The organism is Legionella sp. D16C41 (assembly GCF_048541585.1).
Taxonomy (GTDB): Bacteria; Pseudomonadota; Gammaproteobacteria; order Legionellales; family Legionellaceae; genus Legionella_C.
Genome location: NZ_CP183303.1, coordinates 1,716,570 through 1,736,213 on the forward strand (window position 1 = coordinate 1,716,570; position 19,644 = coordinate 1,736,213).

Sequence of the window (19,644 nt, forward strand, 5' to 3'; positions counted from 1 at the left end):
AAATTAGGAGCACTAGCATGGCAAATTCAAGTATTCTCTTAGAGCCATTTAAGCTTAATGCAGCTATTAAGCTTAAAAATCGTATTGTGATGGCGCCTATGACGCGCAATAAGGCAACCGATGATTTAAGCCCAACCACTGAAATGGCAACCTATTACGCTAAGCGGGCTGCGGCAGGATTAATTATTACTGAAGGAGCCATTATTCGTCCTGATGGACGAGGTTATAGTCATACGCCAGGTATTTATACCCAACAACACATTGCTGGCTGGAAAAAAGTCACGCAGGCAGTACATGAACAAGATGGTAAAATATTTTTGCAAATTTGGCATGTTGGCCGCGTTTCACATCCAATTTTTTTAAATGGTGCTTTACCTATATCTGCTTCAGAAACTAAGATGACTGGCAAGCTTCGCCGAGCTGAAAACCTTTATTATGGTCAAGCACGCGCACTAGCGGTAAGTGAAATTAAAGAGCTTATTAATAGCTATGCTAATGCAGCTTCTGCGGCAAAAGAGGCAGGTTTTGATGGTATTGAAATCCATGGGGCCAACGGTTATTTAATTGATCAATTCCTGCATTATCATACTAATCAACGTCAAGATGAGTATGGCATCACCCCAGAAAACCTTGCCCGCTTTGCCTTAGAAGTCGTTGATGCTTGTATTCGGGAAATTGGTCGTGAGCGGGTAGGTTTAAGGCTCTCACCAGGGGCGTATTTAAATGAAATGGTTGGCGATAAGCGGGATGCTGAGGTCTTTGCTTATTTATTAACGCAATTAATAACTAGGCAAATTGCCTATGTGCATACTGGAAATTTTGATGATGCGGTGCACTTTAAAGAGCTCGATAATCAAACAATGACAGCGTTTATGCGCCACCATTTCCAAGGAAATTTAATTGCCAGTGGGAGTTATACGGTGCAAAAGGCCGCAGAGCAAATACAAAAGCACCAATTTGATTTAATTGCTTTTGGTAGACCGTTCATTGCTAATCCGGATTTTGTAAAACGTGTACAAGCAGCAGCTAGTCTACAATCTTATGAAGTGGCTATGTTAGAGACCTTGGTTTAATTTTAAAGCAATAAAAAAGGCATAATATGAAAAATCTAATGATAAATTCTATTTCTATCCCAGCCGTAGGTTTAGGTACCTTTCAATTAAGCGGGCAAGGATTGACCGATAATATTGTTTATGCCCTTGAAAACGGCTACCGACATATCGATACAGCCCAAATCTATGGTAATGAACACGATGTTGGCCGTGCTATTACTAAGGTAGCTATTAAGCGTGCTGAGTTATTTCTTACCACAAAAATTTGGATTAATAATTTTAACCCTAAAGATTTATATTTATCTTTAAAAACTAGCCTTGATAAGCTGCAAACCGATTATGTGGATTTATTGCTACTTCATTGGCCAGTAAAGTATATGCCATTAAATGAAACGCTTGAAGCGCTCAATGAGGTTTGTCGAAAAAAGTATACAAAATATATTGGCGTAAGCAATTTTACAATTGCTCAAATGAATGAGGCAATCCAATTAAGCAAAATTCCTATTGCGTTTAATCAAATTGAATTTCATCCTTTATTGCAGCAACCTCGAGTGATTAACTTTGCTAAAGCACACCATATAGGGATTATGGCTCATACCTCGTTAGCACAAGGCGCCTTAATACATGAGCCTACATTAAAGAAAATAGCGGAAAAGCACGGAAAAGATTTCGCACAAATTATATTTCGTTGGCTGTATCAATTAAACATTCCCTCATTAGTGCGTTCAAATCATAAAGAACGACTTATAGCTAATGCCGATATTTTTGATTTTGAACTCTCAGCTGAAGATATGGCGGCGATCAATAAATTAGGTACACCGGCAAAACGTTTTATCGACCCGGTAGAGCTCGCGCCAGATTGGGATAATTAATTAAACTCACTAGTTAGCAGGCTTGTTGATGGTGCAATCCTGCTAACCCGTGAATTAAGTTAACTTAACTCTTTTAGTAATATTAATTTTAGGTGCAAATTTGGCGAAAATCAGAAGCTTTAGCATTAGAATATAACTTGGTAATTTACTTACCTAAAAGTACTTTTGATAGTATCATTATTATTATCTGATAAACTATTTCTGTTGGTATCGTTATTATCATTATTTAATTCTGCAACATTATCTAATTCAACGACTCTAAGTACTTTTTTAGCGGGTTCACGTTTAAAGAAAGTGACTTCTCGAGGATTGTGAGCATCGTTAATACTTTTATTATGACCAATTCTCGTGAATAAGTTTTGTCTATAAGTATCACGTCTTTCTGGTGTGTTAATGGTTTTCATTAAATTATCATCGTAGGTTGACCCTTTAGAAGCATTAAGCGGCGTAAGATGAAAATCCATACACTTTTCTGGGATAAAAGATTCTAAAGTTGGTTTATCAGCAAGTTCTGTAAGCGCTACATTTTTAAATGCTGTCGTATAGGTACCTTTAGTATTAAAAACTATATCCCTGAGCGGATGACCTATCATGTCTTGCATATCATCAGTTGTTAAATTTGATTTGCATTCACCGCAAAAATAGTGGCCTTTTGTCGTTTCCAGTATAATATCATTATTACCAAATAAGCATAAATCAGGCGTTACTACTACCTCGTACTCCATTTGATTTTTATCTATATTTATATAGGCTTCTTCTGTTTTGCCAGGTGCTACAGCTAACCGATGTCTGTTTTCAACTACGCTGCGAACTGAAGTATTTATAGCATTATGATCACCACTTTGAAGTTTACCGTTGGGCTGAGTTATAAATATAACTTGAATATTTTTTGCTTGCCCATTAATTTTTAGTACCCCATTATAGACTACATAAGGATGGGTATAAGGCTGACTTCGAAGCGAACTATTAGTATTATTTTGTGCATTTCCATTGGCGTCTGTATGGGTAGATTTTGTAATACTGGTTGACTTAGATAAACCCTCTTGTAAAAAAAGCTCATCTTTATTGTCACCTTTGGCATGGCCTGCCATAAGCACCGTCCCCTTTTCATCTAGCAACACATAGCTAATGCGATAGAGAAAGCCTATTAACTTTTGGGGGGTATAATAATGCTCATGCTGTTTTCGCGTACTTTTTAAACCGTTATCGTTTTGCCCTTGCCCTGGCAAAGTTTCTACTTTCTTTACTTCATTACCGTTAGGGTCAAAAACACTATTATTATTATCACTACAATTATTATTAGGATCTAAATTGCTGTGTTTTAAATCTTTCATAGAACTAAACTTAAGTACAACTCTAATACAATTTTAGCGCCTGAAGATTAAGGAAATATTAATAAACAATTAGATAAATAATTAAACAGTTATTTTGATTAATTTTATAAAAAAATTTAATCTTTTAAGTCGTCTAAATCATCTAGCGGCGAGACGCTTCGACCAGGAATTTTACGCGTCTCATTGGCCCATTCGCCGAGATCAATTAATTTGCAGCGTTCTGAGCAGAAAGGCCTGAAAGTATTTTTTAGCTGCCAGGTATGTTTTGTACCACAAGTAGGGCAAGTAATCTTCGTTAAAGTCGGTTTCTTCATTTTCACAACGGTTAAAAGTGATATTGATAATAGAGCTCTGCAAAAAGTGTTAGGTACCAAGGTAAGTTCAAGCGCAAAAAGCATTGCGAAGCGCACTAAATAAGCATTTTGTGGCACTTTTTCGTCCAAGATTAACTGGCAATAGCAGTTTTTGCAGAAGTCTATTGAATTATAGTAGTCAATAACTACACTTATTTTAAGTCTTTATGCATTTAAATTCTAACTATTTTAAGTTCAATGCCTAAAGCTAATGAAAAAGCTTACCAAAATAGGCAAATTAACAGGGACAATACTATGGAAAAAAAGGTTCTTATTATTGTAACGAATACGAATGAATATGAAAGTGTAGGTTATCGGACAGGTTTATGGCTAAGTGAACTAACCCATTTTTGGGACGTTTTTAATAAAGCTGGAATTAAAATGGATATTGCAAGTCCACAAGGGGGATTTGTGCCACTTGATCCTGAAAGTCTACTCCTACCTGAGACAGGCCACACGTTAGGGCTTGCAGGAGACGTCTATCATTATTATCAAGACAGAGCTTTTATGAATCTACTTAAAAACTCATTAAATATAGCAGACGTTAATCCAGCTAATTATCATGCTCTTTATCTTACCGGCGGCCATGGCGTCTGTTTTGACTTTCCTAAAAGCGAATCCCTTATTGAGTTAATAAATCAATTTTATGACGCTAATAAAATTATCGCCGCTGTTTGTCATGGGCCTGCCGGTTTATTAGAAACAAAGCGTAGTGATGGGCAGTACCTTGTTCATGACAAAAAGCTAACTTGTTTTTCTTGGCAGGAAGAAAAATGGGCAAAACGAGATAAAGCAGTCCCTTATAACTTAGAAGAAGAACTTAAAAAACGCGGCGCCCAGTACACTAAAGCAATGTTACCTTTTCAAAGTCATGTGGTTGAAGACGGTTTGCTGATTACAGGTCAAAATCCGGCTAGTGCAAAAAAAGTAGGCCAAGCCGTTTTAAAAAATTTAATTAAATAAAGATAAGACGTTGATGGTGATCAACGTCTTTTTGGCTCAGTTTCTTTGCAAGTTTAAGGATAGGCTTGGTAGCATAGATTCATACGTTGCCGGTGCTGAAGCCTTATTAAATACACTCAAAGAAATTAAAGGGCTTGGCACACTCTCTGGTTTTTGCAGGTTGCTTTCTGGTCTAGGGCTTAACTGCTTTGCGAGCTTATTTATTAATTCTTGCGCTGTATGTGCAGTAGCTTCAGTTATGAGGTGGCTATATTTATTGACTAAATTCTCTGCTTGCAAATAGTATTCTTGAGCGGCAAGGTTATCTTGTTTCGCTAGTGAGACTTGGGCTTGTTCACTTAACGCTTTAATTAAGTTAAAGACAATTTTTTCCTGCACGGCTTTAGGACAAGTTTGTGAGGTATTATTCTCTAATAGTTGTAAAGCCTTACCTGCAATAGCAATAGCTTCCCTAAATTGCTGCATCTGTAAATAGGCAATCGCTAAATTAGAATAGATAGGAAGTTCTTGTGCAGTATAGTTCCCGGCAAAATAATCTAACTTATAAATAGCTAGTGCTTTTTGATAAGCATTAATGGCTTGCGAAATAGTGCGTTGCCTAAATAAATGATTACCTAATTCTTTCCAACTTACAGCTAACTGGGCTAATAAATCTTGTGTAATTTGCCGCTCTTTGCTAAATGAGACTGGTAAGTTTTTTTGCGCTTGTATTAATTTTAAGTTTATAGCGTCTAATGTTTCCACTAATTTATCTAAAGAGGCATAAGTTATGCGCAATTGATTAGCTTGATTATGATAAGTAGCAAATAGTTTTCGTGCTTCTTCATAGCTTTCGCGACCATTTATTTCTGCTAACATCGCTGTTATAACTTGTTGTTCTTTTGGATCATTAGTTAACTGCAAGGTTTGTTGAAATTTCTTTTTAGCGATTGTTAACGCTTCAGTAAACGATTCTTGAACACGGGTTGCTTCTTTTATTAGCGCTTCTTTATGATCTTTTAAATCAGTCATGACACATTGCAAATACTCTTCAGAATCAAAATAATAGATTTCATTATTAAGTATCTCCATATGCTTTAGTAACGCATCTATTCGCTTTACTCCATCTCTAATACCATGGGCAAGGAAATAATCAAAATCAATTTGTGCATCTCCTAGCGCTACCACGGTTGGTAAATTACGACCCTTATAAGACACCTGTTGCAAAGCTTGCGTATTCATAGGAAACATTAAGAAGTAAGGCTTATTCTTCGCTGGCAAATGGTTATAATGAATAGGATTAAAGTAACTTTCTAAGACAGTTTGCACCCAGTTATCATAATTCTCCTTGCTTAAATTATCGGGGGCATGCAGATATAAACAAACTTTATTTTTGTTAAATTCCATGCCATAACAGCGCGGTAGTCTAAATTCTTTCCAACCTAATTCTCTTAACTTAATAAGAGAGCGTGTAAAGGATAACGGGTCAATCGCATTAGGAGAATCCGTGCGCAACTTAGAAGCGATTTGGAAATCAATCCAATCCTCTTCATTGATTTTAACATAGGCAAGAAAATGATTGCGTACTGGAGGTTCTGTAATAGAAGTTAATTTAAAGGGCGAATTGATATCGACTTTATTTACTGCATTAACGACTTCGCGTCTAGTGCCTGTACAGTCAAAAACATAGTCTGCTTCAACGATCTCTTCGTTACCACTTTTGTCTATTACAACAACGCCTGGTTTTTTAGCATCTTCATGCAAACGGAGAAAACGTTTATTTTCTATAGTAATTCCTAATTGCTTTGCTTCTTTATACAACGCTTTTTCTAAATCTCTAATATGGCCAACTTCATCTGCTGGCCAAACATCTTTATGTAAGCCGTGGTTGACTCGAGCAAAAACATTAGTATTTAAATGGCCAGGGCGTGTGTAACGCCCAGCGCGCGGGTCATAAACTACGACATCTAATAAGCCTTTTTTTCTAAATTTAATGGCTGCATATAAACCTGCAGGACCTGCGCCAATAATAACTTTTTTCATAAATTCCCCTCAGTACCAATGAAAGTTATTTCTACCAAGCTAATAACAAACACGCATTCTAAGAGATGAATCTTAAGAATTTATTAAGAAAAAAGCTGATTTTTAATTAGCGTAAGTCCTTAAAAAAATGATAATAAATTAAAGTTATACATAAAAAAATCAACTTGATTTATATTGCTTCTAATTGATAATTTTTTCTATAAAACACGGTTTTTTTAATTAGATGATTGCTCGCTTGCTGATTTGAAAGCGTTTCTAAAACAACGAAAAAAATATGAAGAAGAGGACGATAATGAAGAGATAGTTGCGAAGGAAATTTCTGAAAAAAACAATTAATCTAATACTTCTTTAATTTACCACTTTTTTGAGCCCGTACCGCAGAGTGAAAAAACTTCGGCGCAAACAGCAGATCATCTACCTACATTAAACTAATTTAAAAATGCTGGTACTTAACTAGTTTAAAAACATTTCTAATTTTACTCTGATTATGAGGGCAACTAGCCCTCAACCAAGACAAATAATAGTTACAGTAAACTGAGCATAATACTTTTGAGAAAGTAGGCTATGTTTAACTTAATTTAGCAACCATTTTACAAGGTAAACCGGTTTTTCCTGGCAAATTTAACCACATAAGATAAATACTAAAGGGGTTTTGCGCTTTCTCAGCTAAGGTATCTAAGTTAACAATATTTTCAACAATATAAATACCTTGCGCTTCACAACGTTTATCGGCTAGCGCATGCTCTTTACCACGGCGAATACCAGCGGCATCAATGGCGATGATATGAACTTTTTTAGCAATTAAAGCGTCAATTAACTCATCTGCTAGTTGAGGATGGTCATAAAAATATTCTTTTGTACCATAGTTATATTCTTTAATTCTATCGGTTTTAAATAAGACACAATCGCCAGCTTTTACCGCTTCCATATCAATATCACTAACAGCAATATCTCGATTTTTAATATGACTTACCTCAAATAACAAGCCGCGATTGATAATATAATCTAGCGGGATTTCTGTTTTTAGATGAATATCAATGTGCGTGCCAAAGTGACCTGATTTTATAATAGCATCTGAACGCTCATCGATAACGTCTTTATTAATAGTTAAATTATTTAATTTAAGGGTTAAATCAACATACATAGCAAACTCTTCGCTTTAAGTTAAAATATCATTTTATTTTGTATGAATATGGATTAATATCCTTATTTTGCCAAAATATAATGATATTAAGACATGCCTTATTATAGTTCTGAAGTTAATCTTAATCCGGATGAGTTTGGTGCCGCGATGATAGGGCTTGCTATAGATAATTATCCAACAACGCCAGGTGAACACTCGCATGCGAAAGGACAGTTATTATACTGCAGTAAAGGCGTGACTCATTTTTACTGTCAAGGACGTTATTTTCTCTTACCACCCACAAAAGCTGCTTGGATTCCGCCGAATGTAAAACATGATGTCCATTCTACCGGGAGTGTTAGCTATCGCTCTTTATATATTGATGTTAAGCAATTTGCTCAATTACCGGAGCACATGGAAATCCTCCAAGTTGAGCCTTTATTAAAACTTATGATTGAAAAATTTTGTCTATTTGAGCCAGGCTATACTAAAGATAGCGCCGAATATCGGCTGGCTTTGGTTATTGTTGATGCTATTAACCAAGCCATCACACTGCCGCTGTCACTACCAAAACCTAAAGATAAGCGGTTAAATGAACTCTTTAACTATATATTAAAGGCCCCGGGCGATACCAAAACGGTTAATGAGTATGCACGCCTTGTTAATATTACTTCCCGTACGTTAAATAGAATCACGCAAAAAGAAATAGGCATGAGTTTTGAAAAATGGCGCTTAGAATTGCGCTTAATGCATGCATTTGATTTATTAGCCCGTGGCTATTCAGTTACTAAAGTAAGTCAATGCCTAGGTTATAGCAATGATAGTAGTTTTATCGCCCGCTTTAAACAATGGTCAGGTGAAACTCCCGCGCAGTATCGGCGAAAAGCACAGGCGAGTTAACAGGATTAACCTATTAAATTCCTTCCAGTAATACATCCAAATCAAGTGTTGAGCGTTTGCCTAGATCATCACTATGTTTTTGCAGGAATACTTCAGCAGCCCGGCGTCCTTCATCACGAAGCATCAGTAAAAAGTTCCATTCTGCATTGAGCTTAGAGGAATAACTGAGTTCAAGCATGATGTCGCTGCTTACGCGATGAATGCGCATGCCTGCCCAATTTGCCCCCTCAGAATTACCCGGGTGCACTAATTGTCTTAATAAGGCAATCATGCGAAGTTCTTTAAGTAAAACGGCATTGAACGAAATTTCATTTAAGCGCGTGAAGATATCTCTAGCAGCCTTGGGAAACCCTGGGCGTGTCACCGGATTAATTTGTACTAAAATAGTATCTTGTGACTTGCATTCGCGCACAAGCGGGGTAATGGTGGGATTGCCTGAGTAACCCCCATCCCAATAGTAATCACCATTGATTTCAACCGCTTTAAACATAGTCGGTAAACAGGCTGATGCTAAAAGTACGTCAGCGGTGATTTCATCATTGCGAAAGACTCTGCCTCTACCCGTACTAACATTCGTGGCCGTAATGAATAATTTGATTGAACTTTCGGGCAGGCGTTTAAAGTCGATAAGGTCTGATAAAATGGTACGAACAGGGTTATCACTGAACGGATCGAGATCGTATGGCGAGAATAAGCGCGATAAAACATCCATTGTAATGAAAAAAGGTGAGTGATCAAGCGACCATTGCCCCATCATAATATCAAACAGACTGCGTTGTAGAAAACTATAACGCGCTGCATCAGAGACTTTCTTCCAAAATAATTCAAGCGAATTACGCGCGCTTTTTGCACCCCCTTTGGTGTAACCATCAGCAAGGACTACTGCATTCATCGCGCCAGCAGAGGTACCTGAAATACCATCAATTATTAACCTTTTTTCTTCTAATAACCTATCTAATACTCCCCAAGTAAAAGCGCCATGCGCTCCACCCCCTTGGAGTGCTAAGTCAATAAGAATAGGATTAATTATTTTTTTTGCCTTTTTCATGGTTTAACTGCAGCGGCGTTAGAAACCCGCATAGCAATAGCTAAGAAAATATAAGTCCAACCACTAACTATCATTTCAACAGCAATAAAAAGTCCAATTATCCATAATCCACTCATTGGCCAATGCAATAAAATAAAGAGCCCAAGCATTAAGGAGATTAAGCCTGCAAATAAAATCCATCCCCAGCCTTTGGTATCTCGCAATGAGATGGACATCGCAATACGCGCAATACCAATAATGATAAGTGACCATGCCAGTAAAGCCGTAATAATAGTCGATGCTAATAACGGATCATAGAGGATAATCCCGGCTGCAATAAGATAAAAGATAGCAATGAGAATCTTCCATGCAACTCCCTTTAATCTTTTATATTGAACAGCATCAGCGATATGTGACAGTCCGGAAATTAACAGTAGTACCGCAAAAAAATACATACTAACAATCGTTAAGGCGATTTCCATCCCTAAACCAATAACGCCTAAAATCAATAATAGTAAGCCTAAACCAAAGTACCATCCCCAATGATAGTATGGGGTATGTGCTTTAGAATGATGACTACTAACATGCTTTTCCATAGCAATTCCTTTTTGATTATTTAATTTAATATATAGCTTATTTTAAGAAGCTCAGCAGACATCAGGGCTAAGAGACCTGTGGTGTCTTTGTCTTCTCACTTTGGTGGTGAGCATTAAAATCATCTATCATTAAATTAAAAAAGGAGCACTACTTATGGAATTGTTAGCGCATTATGAACCATGGCCAACGTTGCCTTATAAGGATTTTGCCTCTACCTCTCATTTATTGCATATGGGCATGCAAGCTATTGGCAAATTAAAGTTAGTTACACCGTTTGAACCCCAATGGGCAAATGTCGCATTTAGTATAACCAGCCGCGGTTTAACTACGGGGCCTATACCTTATCAAACTGGAATTTTTACTGTTGACCTTGATTTTATTGAGCATAAAGTTAGTTGCTCAACGAGTTGGCAAACGATGGGCGAGTTTCAATTACGTGCTATGTCAGTAGCAGAATTTACGCACGCTTTATTTGAGTTACTATCGCAAGTCGGTATTGCTATCCCAATAAATCTTCGGCCGCAGGAAGTCGTAAATCCTATCCCCTTTGATGAAGATACTCAAGAGCAATCTTATGATAGTAAGCTTGCTAATGCCTGGTGGCGCATTCTAGTGAGTTCGTATCGCGTGATGCAGCAGTATCATGCCCGTTTTAATGGTAAAACGCCGCCTATTGGTTTTATGTGGGGTACATTTGATTTGCGCGATGCGCGTTATCAGGGGACTATGGTTCCTACTACGGGTATTAATTCAGGTTACATTCGTCGTAATGCGATGAATGAAGCGCAGGTTGAATGTGGTTGGTGGAGCGGCAATGAGAATTATCCTAAACCTGCTTATTATTCCTTTATTTATCCAGAGCCCCCAGGAATTGAACAAAGTAAAATTAAGCCTACTGCAGCACGTTGGGATAACACGATGCGCTTGTTTATTCTTGATTATGACGATATCCGAACATCAAAAACACCCGAAACTGATTTATTAATGTTTTTAGAATCTACTTATCAGGCCAGTAGCGAGCTCGCAGGCTGGGATAAAAAGCTTATTAGTTTGGGGCAGCCTATTTAAGTAGGCTCTCAATTTGATTACTTAGCTAGGCTAATCTACTCTTAAGCTTTAGCCTTAATTCTTAATATTTCCTTAATTTTTGCTTGTTAAGCTAGCCGATTTTTAAAGCTAGCTGGTAAAAATATGACAAGTGAAAAACTGCTCGCTCTACTCAATGATAGCTATCAACCTTCTGAAATTTTAAGCAAACTTAACGAAGAAAACTTCCAAGTTACGGACTTAACTGCAGAGGGTGACTCTATATTACATGTCTTAGCTAAGTCAAAACATACGAAAAGCAGTAGTTTTTTTGATTATGCTGAGCTTTTAATACAGGCTGGGGCGCCAGTGAATGCGCTTGATAAGCAGGGGAATAGTTTTCTAACTTACTATTTAAAGCGTGTCTTATTATCCTATTATATAGAGAAAATTTTTGATCTCTTGTTAAACAACCCAAACTTTGATTTTCAGCAGCCCTTTCAAGCAGACCAGACATTTTTTGAATTAATGTATAATTTAAACGATTATACTATCGTCAATTCTTTTAAAAAGTTAATTGAACATAAAAACTTTAACCCTAATCAAGCCACTTCTAAACATAATTCCATCTTACTACATATGCTCTCTGAGCCAGCCTATGCTTATAAAGACTGTCTTTTTCAAGTCATTAAAAATCCTAAAACCAATCCCAATATCAAAAATAACAATGGACAAACAGCTTTAGCTCAGATTTTATCTAGTACTGAATATAAAGACATGGAGTTAATCAAAGAATTAATTAATACTGACCAGTTTGACGTCAATACACTGGATAAGGATGGAAATAATTATTTGCAATTGGTAATTATTCATTGTCAATATTTAGCCGAAGAGATTGCCACTTTACTTATAGAGAAGGGCATTGATATTTCGCATACTAATTACGCAGGTAAATCAGCTATTGATTTAATTGACGACAATCTAGCAGGTAGATCAGACTATGGCAATTTACTTTTATTTCTAAAAATACTGAAACTTCAGCCAACCTTATTTTTTACCAAAAAACCAAATGATAAAACAATATTAGGTGAGTTACTTAAAAGTACCGATTACTCGGTTACCTCCCAATTTAACGATTTTTTTAAATTATGTAAAAAGCAAACAGAAAATAGGGAACTGCTTAAATCTATTATCTCTGAATGCTTTAATGACTTTCGGAAAAATCATATTGCTAAAACTAGTATTATTACGTTAACGGAAGCGCTGCTTAAAGCTAATATTGAGATAGATATTGAATATTGCCTAGCTTGTCTTGCTATCGGTAAAGATTTTTATGAGCGAAATGAAACCTATGCCAACCTTAAAAAACTTGCTTTAAACTTGGATGTAAATACCATTATTAAGCATGTTAAGAACTTAACTATCGAAAACAGTGATGAACAATTACAAGCTATAAATTTTGTCCGAGGAGCTACTTTTAATTTAGATTGTTTTGATGAGGAGATACTAGCTTGGGAAGAATCCCATCTTCAAACTAAAAGTAATTCAGATTTAAACAAAGATTGTAAAATGTTTGGTCATTTATTCTCCTTAAGTGGCGCTGTAACTAACAGTAACGCTATTAAACTAACTGGCAGTCATTTTTCTGATACCGCGCCATTTCTTACACATTTGATGAATGCCTATGTGAAAGATTGTGAGCAAAAGGGAAAATATACTGTCCACCAAGATGTTATTAAACAAGTAAGAAATATGACCCTAAAAGCAATGCGCTTTTACTTGTTGTCTACACCCTGGAATTATTACCCGTCGATGGAATTTTCTAACGAGGATTTATGGGCAGCTATATTAGCTGATAGTAAAACTTGTGGTGCTGAAATTATTACCGGTTGGTCTGGACATGCGATAGATCTTATCATTCACCAAGATAATTTGTATCGAAATAATGGTGGCGGTTGTAGTACGGATATTACCACTGAGCATTATAAAATAACTAAACCGCAAAATTTATCCGCAGAAGTACTAACCAAGCTCTTTAAAGAAAGTCGTCTAGAATCAAATAAACCTTATATTCAACATGATTTGCATACGCTTCTCGGTTTGGTTTTTAATCAAAGTATTGCTGGAAAGTTTCAAACCGTGGGTAATTGTAGTCTTGCTAGTATGCTTATCGCATTGAAAGTCAAATATCGCCTGTTTTTACCTGCAGATATTGCTGATGAATTATACCTTGATACGATAACTTTTTTTGAACAATTTTATTTAGAAGAATTTCTATCGCGCTACGCTGATAATCCTATTTTACCGCATCTACTCATGCGCTTAATTATCCAAAAGTTGCTACCTGAGAAAAAGTTGGAGCTAGCAGGAAAATTATTACAAGATTATTTTACTACTGACGCCAGCCAAGAAATCATGCAAGCTGAATTAATGCTTTATCAATGGAAAAAACGCGTTAAAGGTAATTCGCTTACCCAGTTTGATAAGCAACTACAATCACTTGGGATAGTTCTTAAGCCTAACTTAAATCCTCGCTTGCTACTATTAAATCATTTCCTTACGGACACCGTGACTAGCGATGATTTAGAGGAATTAAAATCATGGTCTCTTGATAAGCAAATCATCCAGGGTTATTCCTTGTTACATTTTGCGGTAATGAATAACAATTTAGCCTTAGCTACTTCACTTATTCAGCTCTTTCCCCAAACGGTCAATCACACCAATTGGTTTGATGAAGAGCCTTTGTGTCTCGTAAAATCGGTTGAGATGATTGATCTCTTAATTAAAGCCGGAGCAAGTATTGCGAGGACAGAGTATGATAATGCTCTAGATTATGCTATCAAAGCAAACCGCGTAGATTTAGTAGAGGCTCTCCTTAAACGAGGCGCTAAAACCAGTGAATATAGTGCGACTTATGCCGCGAGTAAAGATCCTAAAATTTTACAGTTACTCATTGATTTTTATCCAACCATAGTAACAAAACCTACCCACAATTACAGTAGTGCCATTCACGCTGCTGCAAAAAATGGCCATAATACAAACCTTCGTAATTTGGTTTATTATGGCGGCGCTAATCCAGATGCGTGTGATGTCAATGGCGTTACCCCTTTACAATTAGCGCTTAGAAATGAACATCCTGATACCGCTAAGCTATTAATTCAATATCCTGGTACCTTGTTTAAGGCGCCATATCGCGGTGACTTGATAGTTAATATGACTAAAGATAGCGACATAAAGCAGCTGCTTGAATTAAAGGAAAAAGAAAGACAAGATGATTTAGTATATTTTGAAAAATTCAATAAGCAGCTAATTGAACTAAAAGAAAAAGAAAGGCAAGATGATTTAACGTATTTTGAAAAGTTTAAAAACAGCAAACTTGGTATTATTAATGAAGAGATAGATTATTTAATTGTGGCTATTCGCTTAAATGATATTCGTGCTATTCGCGGCTGTTTACTCACCTATCCTACGCTTAAAGTAGTTAATTCTAGCTCACTTTATTGCACCACTCCTTTAACAGAAGCTATACGACTACTTGCTGGTAAAAAAGGGAAAGACCATGAGGAAGCTTTTGAGATAGTCAATATGCTCTTTAAAATGCCTGGTATTAATATTAATGCGCTTATGGCTTCCTCAGAACCCCTGCTATTTATGGCTACCTCCATTGGTGATGTTGCGGTGCTTGATTTATTTCTTGCTGACCCGAAATTAGATCCTAATAAACAAGACAATATGGGCTATACAGCACTTCATGACGCAGTCGAACGTGGCCACCTAGCGTGTGTTAAACGTTTACTGCAAGACCCACGCGTAGATACCACTATTGTCAATAACGCTAATGAAACAGTACTTGATTTGAATAGTTCGAAACCTAGTGTGAGAGAATGCCAAGAAGAGGTGGCGCTACACCAGCAGCAGACGCACCGACAAACTAATCTAGCTATGTAACTTAAGAAAAATTCTTTAAATTCCCTAAGCTAATTAGCTTAGGGAAAATTTGCTAACTTAAAACACATCTTTAGGTGATATCCTTAAGCTGAGCGTGTGTATTTGCTCTAAATAAGTACTGCTATAATTTATTAAGATATTAAACGACTTTGAGGCGTGAGAGTCATGTTTTACGCAATTATAAAAATTAACTTCCTAGTTGATGTTACGAAATTTGAAGAAATAGCTCTTACAAAACCTATAAGCCAGTGCACCTCTATTGCCATAGTAGATTCGTTACAAGACCTTAGGAAAGCTACTCTCAAATTAATTCCCATGCCATCATCTACCTTTATTGCTTGTGTGATTGAAAACAAAAAGCCCCCTTTGCATATTATCAAATATACAGACCCTAATAACATAATACGCGGTAAGGAGTTTACGTGGATGGATTGTGCAGATAAGCTAATTTTATCTACAAAAAGTCCAAGCCTAAAAGAAGGAATCTATACAAAAACCCATCAAACCCTAAACTCAGCGACATCTATATTCTATGGTAAAACTTCTAAGGATCATTTACCTGAGTCTCTTGAGACATTGGAATTAACAGAATGTTTAGAAGTGGGCCGAGATTGTTGCTCAGGCGACATCTGTTATCAAGATCTTAACTACTATCATCAGCCTCGTATTTTTGATTGTGCCGATACAGCTATGAAAATGTTAATAGACTATCATATTCAAAAGTGCAATGAGCTAAAAGACGCTAATTTCTCCGAACAACGAAACGATTTAAAATCTAATTATGAGAGGAGACCAATTAAATTATTTTCTGGAAAGACGTCTGCCGAGTTGAAAAGTTATAGTGATTTTTTAAATAAGGTTGATCTAAAAGAAAAAGGTAATCGCAAAGAATATGTAGAAGAAGTATTACCTGGCCATCTTACCTATTATTTATATAAATATGGCCCTTTAATTATGAGAACTAACGAAATTGGTGGGCATTTTGTGGTGGTTAAGGGAATGGTAAATAATCAAGTTTTAATTGATGATCCTTGGGCTGGATCAAATATGCTCGTTAAATTTGATGATTTTAATAAAAAATGGGATGGGACAATTGTTTACTTTTCGGCAGGCTATAGTAAATATCTTGAAAAGACAACTATATTGAGAAACGATCTTTCAAGCCAACGTATACCTTAATGATAAATTATTTAGTTATCAATGAAAGGCAGTAATACTCCCGGTAATTTGTGTACATTCTTTAGCCTTATCAATACAGTCTTGGGTTATAGTTTCTAGTTTATTTTTATAAGCAATGAATTGGGCCTTGTTACAAGGTAGAGGCTCTTTAAATATTAATTGTTTTACTTTGGCATAATAGAGATTGTCATTTACTAAAAAACTATTTATTAAGCAAAATATATCATCAATTAATTTGGGAGACTCTTTTTCTATCTGTTGGTTTGTCTTATCTAATTGAACTTTAGCAACATGCCTTGCGTTGGGATTAAAAAAGCGAAAAAGGGCATTTGTTTGTGGAGTTTGCAGAATCCTGGCAAGATAGGTGTTGCGCGTGCCGCTTATATCTAGCGCAATAATTTTATCTCTTAAATAGCTAGGAAATAACTTTTTAATATATTCTAACTTAGAGTCATCGCTTATATCGATAATAATATTTTTTAAATTTAAACAATTATGAAACGCATAAGTACCGATTGCAGTAATTTTTTCGGAAAGAAAAAGGGCTTCTAAGCCTCTACATTTAGTAAATGCGCCAGGACCAATAGCCGTAACATTCAGCATGCTAACAGTCTTTAAATTGATGCAATCATAAAATGCCCAGGAACCAATTAATTTTACATTAGGCATCGTTATAGCTTTTAAATGGTTACAACTATAAAACGCTTTACTTTCAATAGCTGTTATTGCTTCAGGAGTACTGTAAGTGCCTTTAGAATCAATTTCATCATTAGCTACTTTTAAAATTATTTTTTTATCTTCACTTAAGTGCATGATTATTTTTCATTATTAAGGTATTACCATACTATTATTTTTGAATTTAGCATTAAAAGCGTTAGGACTAAATTTTAATAATAATTTCCTCTCCGCGGGTAACAATTACTTTCATCGTCTCTAAATTAAGACAGTAGCGCAAAAAGCAATGTTCTCTCACATTAGATAAGATGTTACTTTTAAAGGCTACGATATTAATACCTTCTAATTGCCTAGCTGATCTTACTCTTAACAGCGGATGGCCTTCTTTGGCAATACGTCTGCCAACTTCTTGACATCTATCGTAGTTTATTGGATCTAACAGCCAAGGATATTCCTCTGTTTTCGCTGACAAATCTATCGCTATGCCAATACACGCTATTTTAGCTACGCGCCTGTCGGCAAGAATTTGTTTTTCGCCACTGAAAGCCTCTAAAGAATCAGCTATATTTTTGCTAAAATGATACACTGTTTCATGTATGGTAGTTTCTAATGTTTCAGAAGCATATAGGCAGGGGTTTTGCCCATTGCTAAAACGAGAAATGGTTAAATTCTCAAAGGGGTAATCAATAAAAGGATTTTCACTATACTCAAATCCTCTTTGTATTAATTGGTTATTTTCCAGAGGCATACGCGTAACGGCTTCTAAATTATTAGCAGCAGCCCAATTATCTGCATCATCACTTAAATCATCAAATAAATCTTGCGAGGGCCTTACGGAGGGAATATTGCGAAAAACGTCTTCAGAATAATCAATTATTGTTTCAAACAGCGACATTACATGCCTCTCATATAATCCGTTAATTTCCTAACTTGAGCAATGCCAATATAGCCTTCAGAGAGCATAATTTCTAAAGGGGTTAAATTATGCAGTTTTTTATTTCTCGCCTTAACCCACTTATAAACAACTGTTCTATTGTAGGGATATAAAATCCTTAAACTCTTATGTATCCCTAAAAGATTACCAACGCGTTCTATAGTATCTCGGCCGGAAATGTGAGCTTTACCGTTTTTAAATTTATTCAATTGCTGGGGGCTTATACCACCTAACAAATTACATTGTTCATCCACTTTTAAGTCCCAGTGTTTGAAAAGTTGGATTATGTTGGCTGTATTTCTTTTTAAATTATCAGCATTAAGCTCACTTGCTTGATTATTTTTTAAAAGAGATAGGCTGCTCATTGTTAGCCTCCTATAAGCATCTACATATGTATAAAAATAATATATTAATGGCAATTAGTCAATAAATAATACATTAATAGTTTATTTAAATCTAATTATATAGGAAATAAGACCTAGTAAGGACTATTAAATTTAGGTCAATCCAGCTTTAGTGTTGGTTATTGTCTAGCAATTTTATAATAAGATTGCTTAATTGCTAGGTTTTTGTTAAACGATAGTGTCTTGGGCTTCTAGGCTAGAATTTACGCGTTAAAAGGGACATAGAATGAATGAAATTAATAACACCTTGGCATCAATAAGCTCTTATGAGCAGTTTGAAGAGTTAAAATTAACGAGCCAAATTTTTATAGAGGTTATCAAAAACATCCTAGAGCGCCATCACTTACCCTTAAAATCTTTACAGCTTTTTTCCGAAGGTACTAACGTTGTATATGCTTATGATAACCATTTAGTTATTAAGTTGTTTCCTCCTTTTCATCAATATCAATTTGTAAGTGAGCGATTAGTTTTAAAAGCGCTCGCAGGAAAACTTTCCGTTAAGACCCCAACTCTTATCCATGAAGGCGACATAGCGGGATGGCCTTATATAATAATGACTAAGCTTCACGGTACCTTATTGGAAACGCTTTGGCCAACCTTAAGCCATGATAATAAATTAATCATTATTAAAGAATTAGGGGCACTAATCCGTGAAGTTCATGCGCTATCAACTGTAGGATTAGAGGCTATTGATTGTCAATGGCCAACTTTTATTGCAAAGCAAATAGAATCCTGTGTCGAGAATCATAAAACTAAAAAATTAAATGCTTCTTTAATTGAACAAATTCCTGCTTATATTGGAATGGTTACTGAATCATTACGAGCAAGTGAAAAATCAGTGCTTTTAACGGGAGAATACACTCCAATGAATTTTTTAGTGACTAATATTACAGGTAGTTGGCACATCTCAGGTTTAATTGATTTTGGTGATGCGATGTTGGGCCATTATCAATATGATTTATTAGGTCCAGGCGCTTTTTTAATTCAAGGTGACAAAGAGTTATTAGTTAATTTTTTAACTGCTTATGGCTATTTATCTCATGAACTTAATGCGCAATTAAGCCATCAATTAACTGCCTTGATGCTGCTCCATAAATACAGTAATTTAAATGTTCAGCTAAGAATTGCCGATTGGAAAAGTAAAGTTTCCTCATTGAAAGAATTAGAGCAGTTAGTTTGGGGATTTTAATTATTTCAGCGAGTAGGGCGCAGACTTGCTTACTCGCTTTCTAGAT

The 19,644-nt window shown here is 35.9% G+C and carries 17 protein-coding genes; 8 read left to right on the forward strand and 9 right to left on the reverse strand.

Annotated elements, in window-relative coordinates; genetic code table 11:
- The first annotated feature begins 17 nt into the window (after window positions 1-17).
- Together ACNVED_RS07530 and ACNVED_RS07535 are read left to right on the forward strand one after the other, a co-directional pair.
- Window positions 18-1,073 (forward strand): alkene reductase, encoded by a 1,056-nt coding sequence (locus tag ACNVED_RS07530; RefSeq protein WP_419418408.1) that lies wholly within the window; start codon window positions 18-20, stop codon window positions 1,071-1,073.
- Between the two features lie 26 nt (window positions 1,074-1,099).
- On the forward strand, window positions 1,100-1,924 hold the full coding sequence (locus ACNVED_RS07535) for an aldo/keto reductase (RefSeq protein ID WP_419418409.1): 825 nt from the start codon (window positions 1,100-1,102) through the stop codon (window positions 1,922-1,924).
- Between the two features lie 149 nt (window positions 1,925-2,073).
- Here the strand turns inward: ACNVED_RS07535 and ACNVED_RS07540 are convergent, their stop codons facing one another.
- Together ACNVED_RS07540 and yacG are read right to left on the reverse strand one after the other, a co-directional pair.
- Window positions 2,074-3,258 carry a hypothetical protein gene (locus tag ACNVED_RS07540; RefSeq protein ID WP_419418410.1) on the reverse strand — a complete coding sequence of 395 codons (1,185 nt, stop codon included), beginning with the start codon at window positions 3,256-3,258 and terminating at the stop codon, window positions 2,074-2,076.
- Window positions 3,259-3,374: 116 nt separating this feature from the next.
- Window positions 3,375-3,572 (reverse strand): DNA gyrase inhibitor YacG, encoded by a 198-nt coding sequence (gene yacG / locus ACNVED_RS07545; RefSeq protein ID WP_419421158.1) that lies wholly within the window; start codon window positions 3,570-3,572, stop codon window positions 3,375-3,377.
- A gap of 294 nt (window positions 3,573-3,866) precedes the next feature.
- Between yacG and ACNVED_RS07550 the strand changes: the two genes are divergently transcribed.
- Window positions 3,867-4,574, forward strand: a complete 708-nt coding sequence (locus ACNVED_RS07550; protein ID WP_419418411.1) for a type 1 glutamine amidotransferase domain-containing protein — start codon at window positions 3,867-3,869, stop codon at window positions 4,572-4,574.
- A gap of 36 nt (window positions 4,575-4,610) precedes the next feature.
- Here the strand turns inward: ACNVED_RS07550 and ACNVED_RS07555 are convergent, their stop codons facing one another.
- Together ACNVED_RS07555 and ACNVED_RS07560 are read right to left on the reverse strand one after the other, a co-directional pair.
- On the reverse strand, window positions 4,611-6,596 hold the full coding sequence (locus ACNVED_RS07555) for an FAD-dependent oxidoreductase (RefSeq protein WP_419418412.1): 1,986 nt from the start codon (window positions 6,594-6,596) through the stop codon (window positions 4,611-4,613).
- 568 nt (window positions 6,597-7,164) lie between these two features.
- Window positions 7,165-7,740 (reverse strand): cyclase family protein, encoded by a 576-nt coding sequence (locus ACNVED_RS07560; RefSeq protein ID WP_419418413.1) that lies wholly within the window; start codon window positions 7,738-7,740, stop codon window positions 7,165-7,167.
- 93 nt (window positions 7,741-7,833) lie between these two features.
- Between ACNVED_RS07560 and ACNVED_RS07565 the strand changes: the two genes are divergently transcribed.
- A complete protein-coding gene (locus tag ACNVED_RS07565; RefSeq protein ID WP_419418414.1) occupies window positions 7,834-8,619 on the forward strand; it encodes an AraC family transcriptional regulator in 786 nt (261 codons plus the stop codon).
- Window positions 8,620-8,632: 13 nt separating this feature from the next.
- Here ACNVED_RS07565 and ACNVED_RS07570 read toward each other — a convergent pair whose 3' ends face one another.
- Both ACNVED_RS07570 and ACNVED_RS07575 read right to left on the reverse strand, forming a co-directional pair.
- Window positions 8,633-9,667, reverse strand: coding sequence for a patatin-like phospholipase family protein (locus ACNVED_RS07570; protein WP_419418415.1), 1,035 nt, complete (start codon window positions 9,665-9,667; stop codon window positions 8,633-8,635).
- Complete coding sequence (locus ACNVED_RS07575; RefSeq protein WP_419418416.1) at window positions 9,664-10,242, reverse strand: HdeD family acid-resistance protein; 579 nt, start codon at window positions 10,240-10,242, stop codon at window positions 9,664-9,666. Before ACNVED_RS07575 ends, ACNVED_RS07570 begins: the two co-directional genes overlap by 4 nt.
- 154 nt (window positions 10,243-10,396) lie before the next feature.
- Between ACNVED_RS07575 and ACNVED_RS07580 the strand changes: the two genes are divergently transcribed.
- From ACNVED_RS07580 to ACNVED_RS07590, 3 genes are all read left to right on the forward strand, one after another.
- Window positions 10,397-11,311: a DUF5996 family protein gene (locus tag ACNVED_RS07580; RefSeq protein ID WP_419418417.1), complete on the forward strand. Its 915-nt coding sequence runs from the start codon at window positions 10,397-10,399 to the stop codon at window positions 11,309-11,311.
- A 123-nt stretch (window positions 11,312-11,434) separates the two neighbouring features.
- Window positions 11,435-15,217 (forward strand): ankyrin repeat domain-containing protein, encoded by a 3,783-nt coding sequence (locus ACNVED_RS07585; protein ID WP_419418418.1) that lies wholly within the window; start codon window positions 11,435-11,437, stop codon window positions 15,215-15,217.
- Between the two features lie 165 nt (window positions 15,218-15,382).
- Entirely contained in the window at window positions 15,383-16,396 is a 1,014-nt protein-coding gene (locus tag ACNVED_RS07590) for a cysteine peptidase family C39 domain-containing protein (RefSeq protein WP_419418419.1), read from the forward strand.
- An 18-nt stretch (window positions 16,397-16,414) separates the two neighbouring features.
- On the opposite strand, the gene ACNVED_RS07595 is transcribed toward ACNVED_RS07590, so the two are convergent.
- From ACNVED_RS07595 to ACNVED_RS07605, 3 genes are all read right to left on the reverse strand, one after another.
- Window positions 16,415-17,209 (reverse strand): leucine-rich repeat domain-containing protein, encoded by a 795-nt coding sequence (locus ACNVED_RS07595; RefSeq protein ID WP_419418420.1) that lies wholly within the window; start codon window positions 17,207-17,209, stop codon window positions 16,415-16,417.
- A 67-nt stretch (window positions 17,210-17,276) separates the two neighbouring features.
- Entirely contained in the window at window positions 17,277-17,966 is a 690-nt protein-coding gene (locus ACNVED_RS07600) for an RES family NAD+ phosphorylase (RefSeq protein ID WP_419418421.1), read from the reverse strand.
- Window positions 17,966-18,370, reverse strand: coding sequence for a hypothetical protein (locus ACNVED_RS07605; protein WP_419418422.1), 405 nt, complete (start codon window positions 18,368-18,370; stop codon window positions 17,966-17,968). Before ACNVED_RS07605 ends, ACNVED_RS07600 begins: the two co-directional genes overlap by 1 nt.
- 265 nt (window positions 18,371-18,635) lie before the next feature.
- Here ACNVED_RS07605 and ACNVED_RS07610 point away from each other — a divergent pair, with 265 nt between their 5' ends.
- Window positions 18,636-19,598, forward strand: a complete 963-nt coding sequence (locus tag ACNVED_RS07610; RefSeq protein ID WP_419418423.1) for an aminoglycoside phosphotransferase family protein — start codon at window positions 18,636-18,638, stop codon at window positions 19,596-19,598.
- Window positions 19,599-19,644 lie beyond the last annotated feature (46 nt).

Coding starts and splice junctions, on each gene's coding strand:
- ACNVED_RS07585 (WP_419418418.1), top strand. CDS start 11,435: ATGACAAGTGAAAAACTGCTCGCTCTACTCAATGATAGCTATCAACCT.
- ACNVED_RS07560 (WP_419418413.1), bottom strand. CDS start 7,740: ATGTATGTTGATTTAACCCTTAAATTAAATAATTTAACTATTAATAAA.
- yacG (WP_419421158.1), bottom strand. CDS start 3,572: ATGAAGAAACCGACTTTAACGAAGATTACTTGCCCTACTTGTGGTACA.
- ACNVED_RS07610 (WP_419418423.1), top strand. CDS start 18,636: ATGAATGAAATTAATAACACCTTGGCATCAATAAGCTCTTATGAGCAG.
- ACNVED_RS07580 (WP_419418417.1), top strand. CDS start 10,397: ATGGAATTGTTAGCGCATTATGAACCATGGCCAACGTTGCCTTATAAG.
- ACNVED_RS07535 (WP_419418409.1), top strand. CDS start 1,100: ATGAAAAATCTAATGATAAATTCTATTTCTATCCCAGCCGTAGGTTTA.
- ACNVED_RS07600 (WP_419418421.1), bottom strand. CDS start 17,966: ATGTCGCTGTTTGAAACAATAATTGATTATTCTGAAGACGTTTTTCGC.
- ACNVED_RS07590 (WP_419418419.1), top strand. CDS start 15,383: ATGTTTTACGCAATTATAAAAATTAACTTCCTAGTTGATGTTACGAAA.
- ACNVED_RS07550 (WP_419418411.1), top strand. CDS start 3,867: ATGGAAAAAAAGGTTCTTATTATTGTAACGAATACGAATGAATATGAA.
- ACNVED_RS07540 (WP_419418410.1), bottom strand. CDS start 3,258: ATGAAAGATTTAAAACACAGCAATTTAGATCCTAATAATAATTGTAGT.
- ACNVED_RS07530 (WP_419418408.1), top strand. CDS start 18: ATGGCAAATTCAAGTATTCTCTTAGAGCCATTTAAGCTTAATGCAGCT.
- ACNVED_RS07570 (WP_419418415.1), bottom strand. CDS start 9,667: ATGAAAAAGGCAAAAAAAATAATTAATCCTATTCTTATTGACTTAGCA.
- ACNVED_RS07565 (WP_419418414.1), top strand. CDS start 7,834: ATGCCTTATTATAGTTCTGAAGTTAATCTTAATCCGGATGAGTTTGGT.
- ACNVED_RS07555 (WP_419418412.1), bottom strand. CDS start 6,596: ATGAAAAAAGTTATTATTGGCGCAGGTCCTGCAGGTTTATATGCAGCC.
- ACNVED_RS07595 (WP_419418420.1), bottom strand. CDS start 17,209: ATGCACTTAAGTGAAGATAAAAAAATAATTTTAAAAGTAGCTAATGAT.
- ACNVED_RS07605 (WP_419418422.1), bottom strand. CDS start 18,370: ATGAGCAGCCTATCTCTTTTAAAAAATAATCAAGCAAGTGAGCTTAAT.
- ACNVED_RS07575 (WP_419418416.1), bottom strand. CDS start 10,242: ATGGAAAAGCATGTTAGTAGTCATCATTCTAAAGCACATACCCCATAC.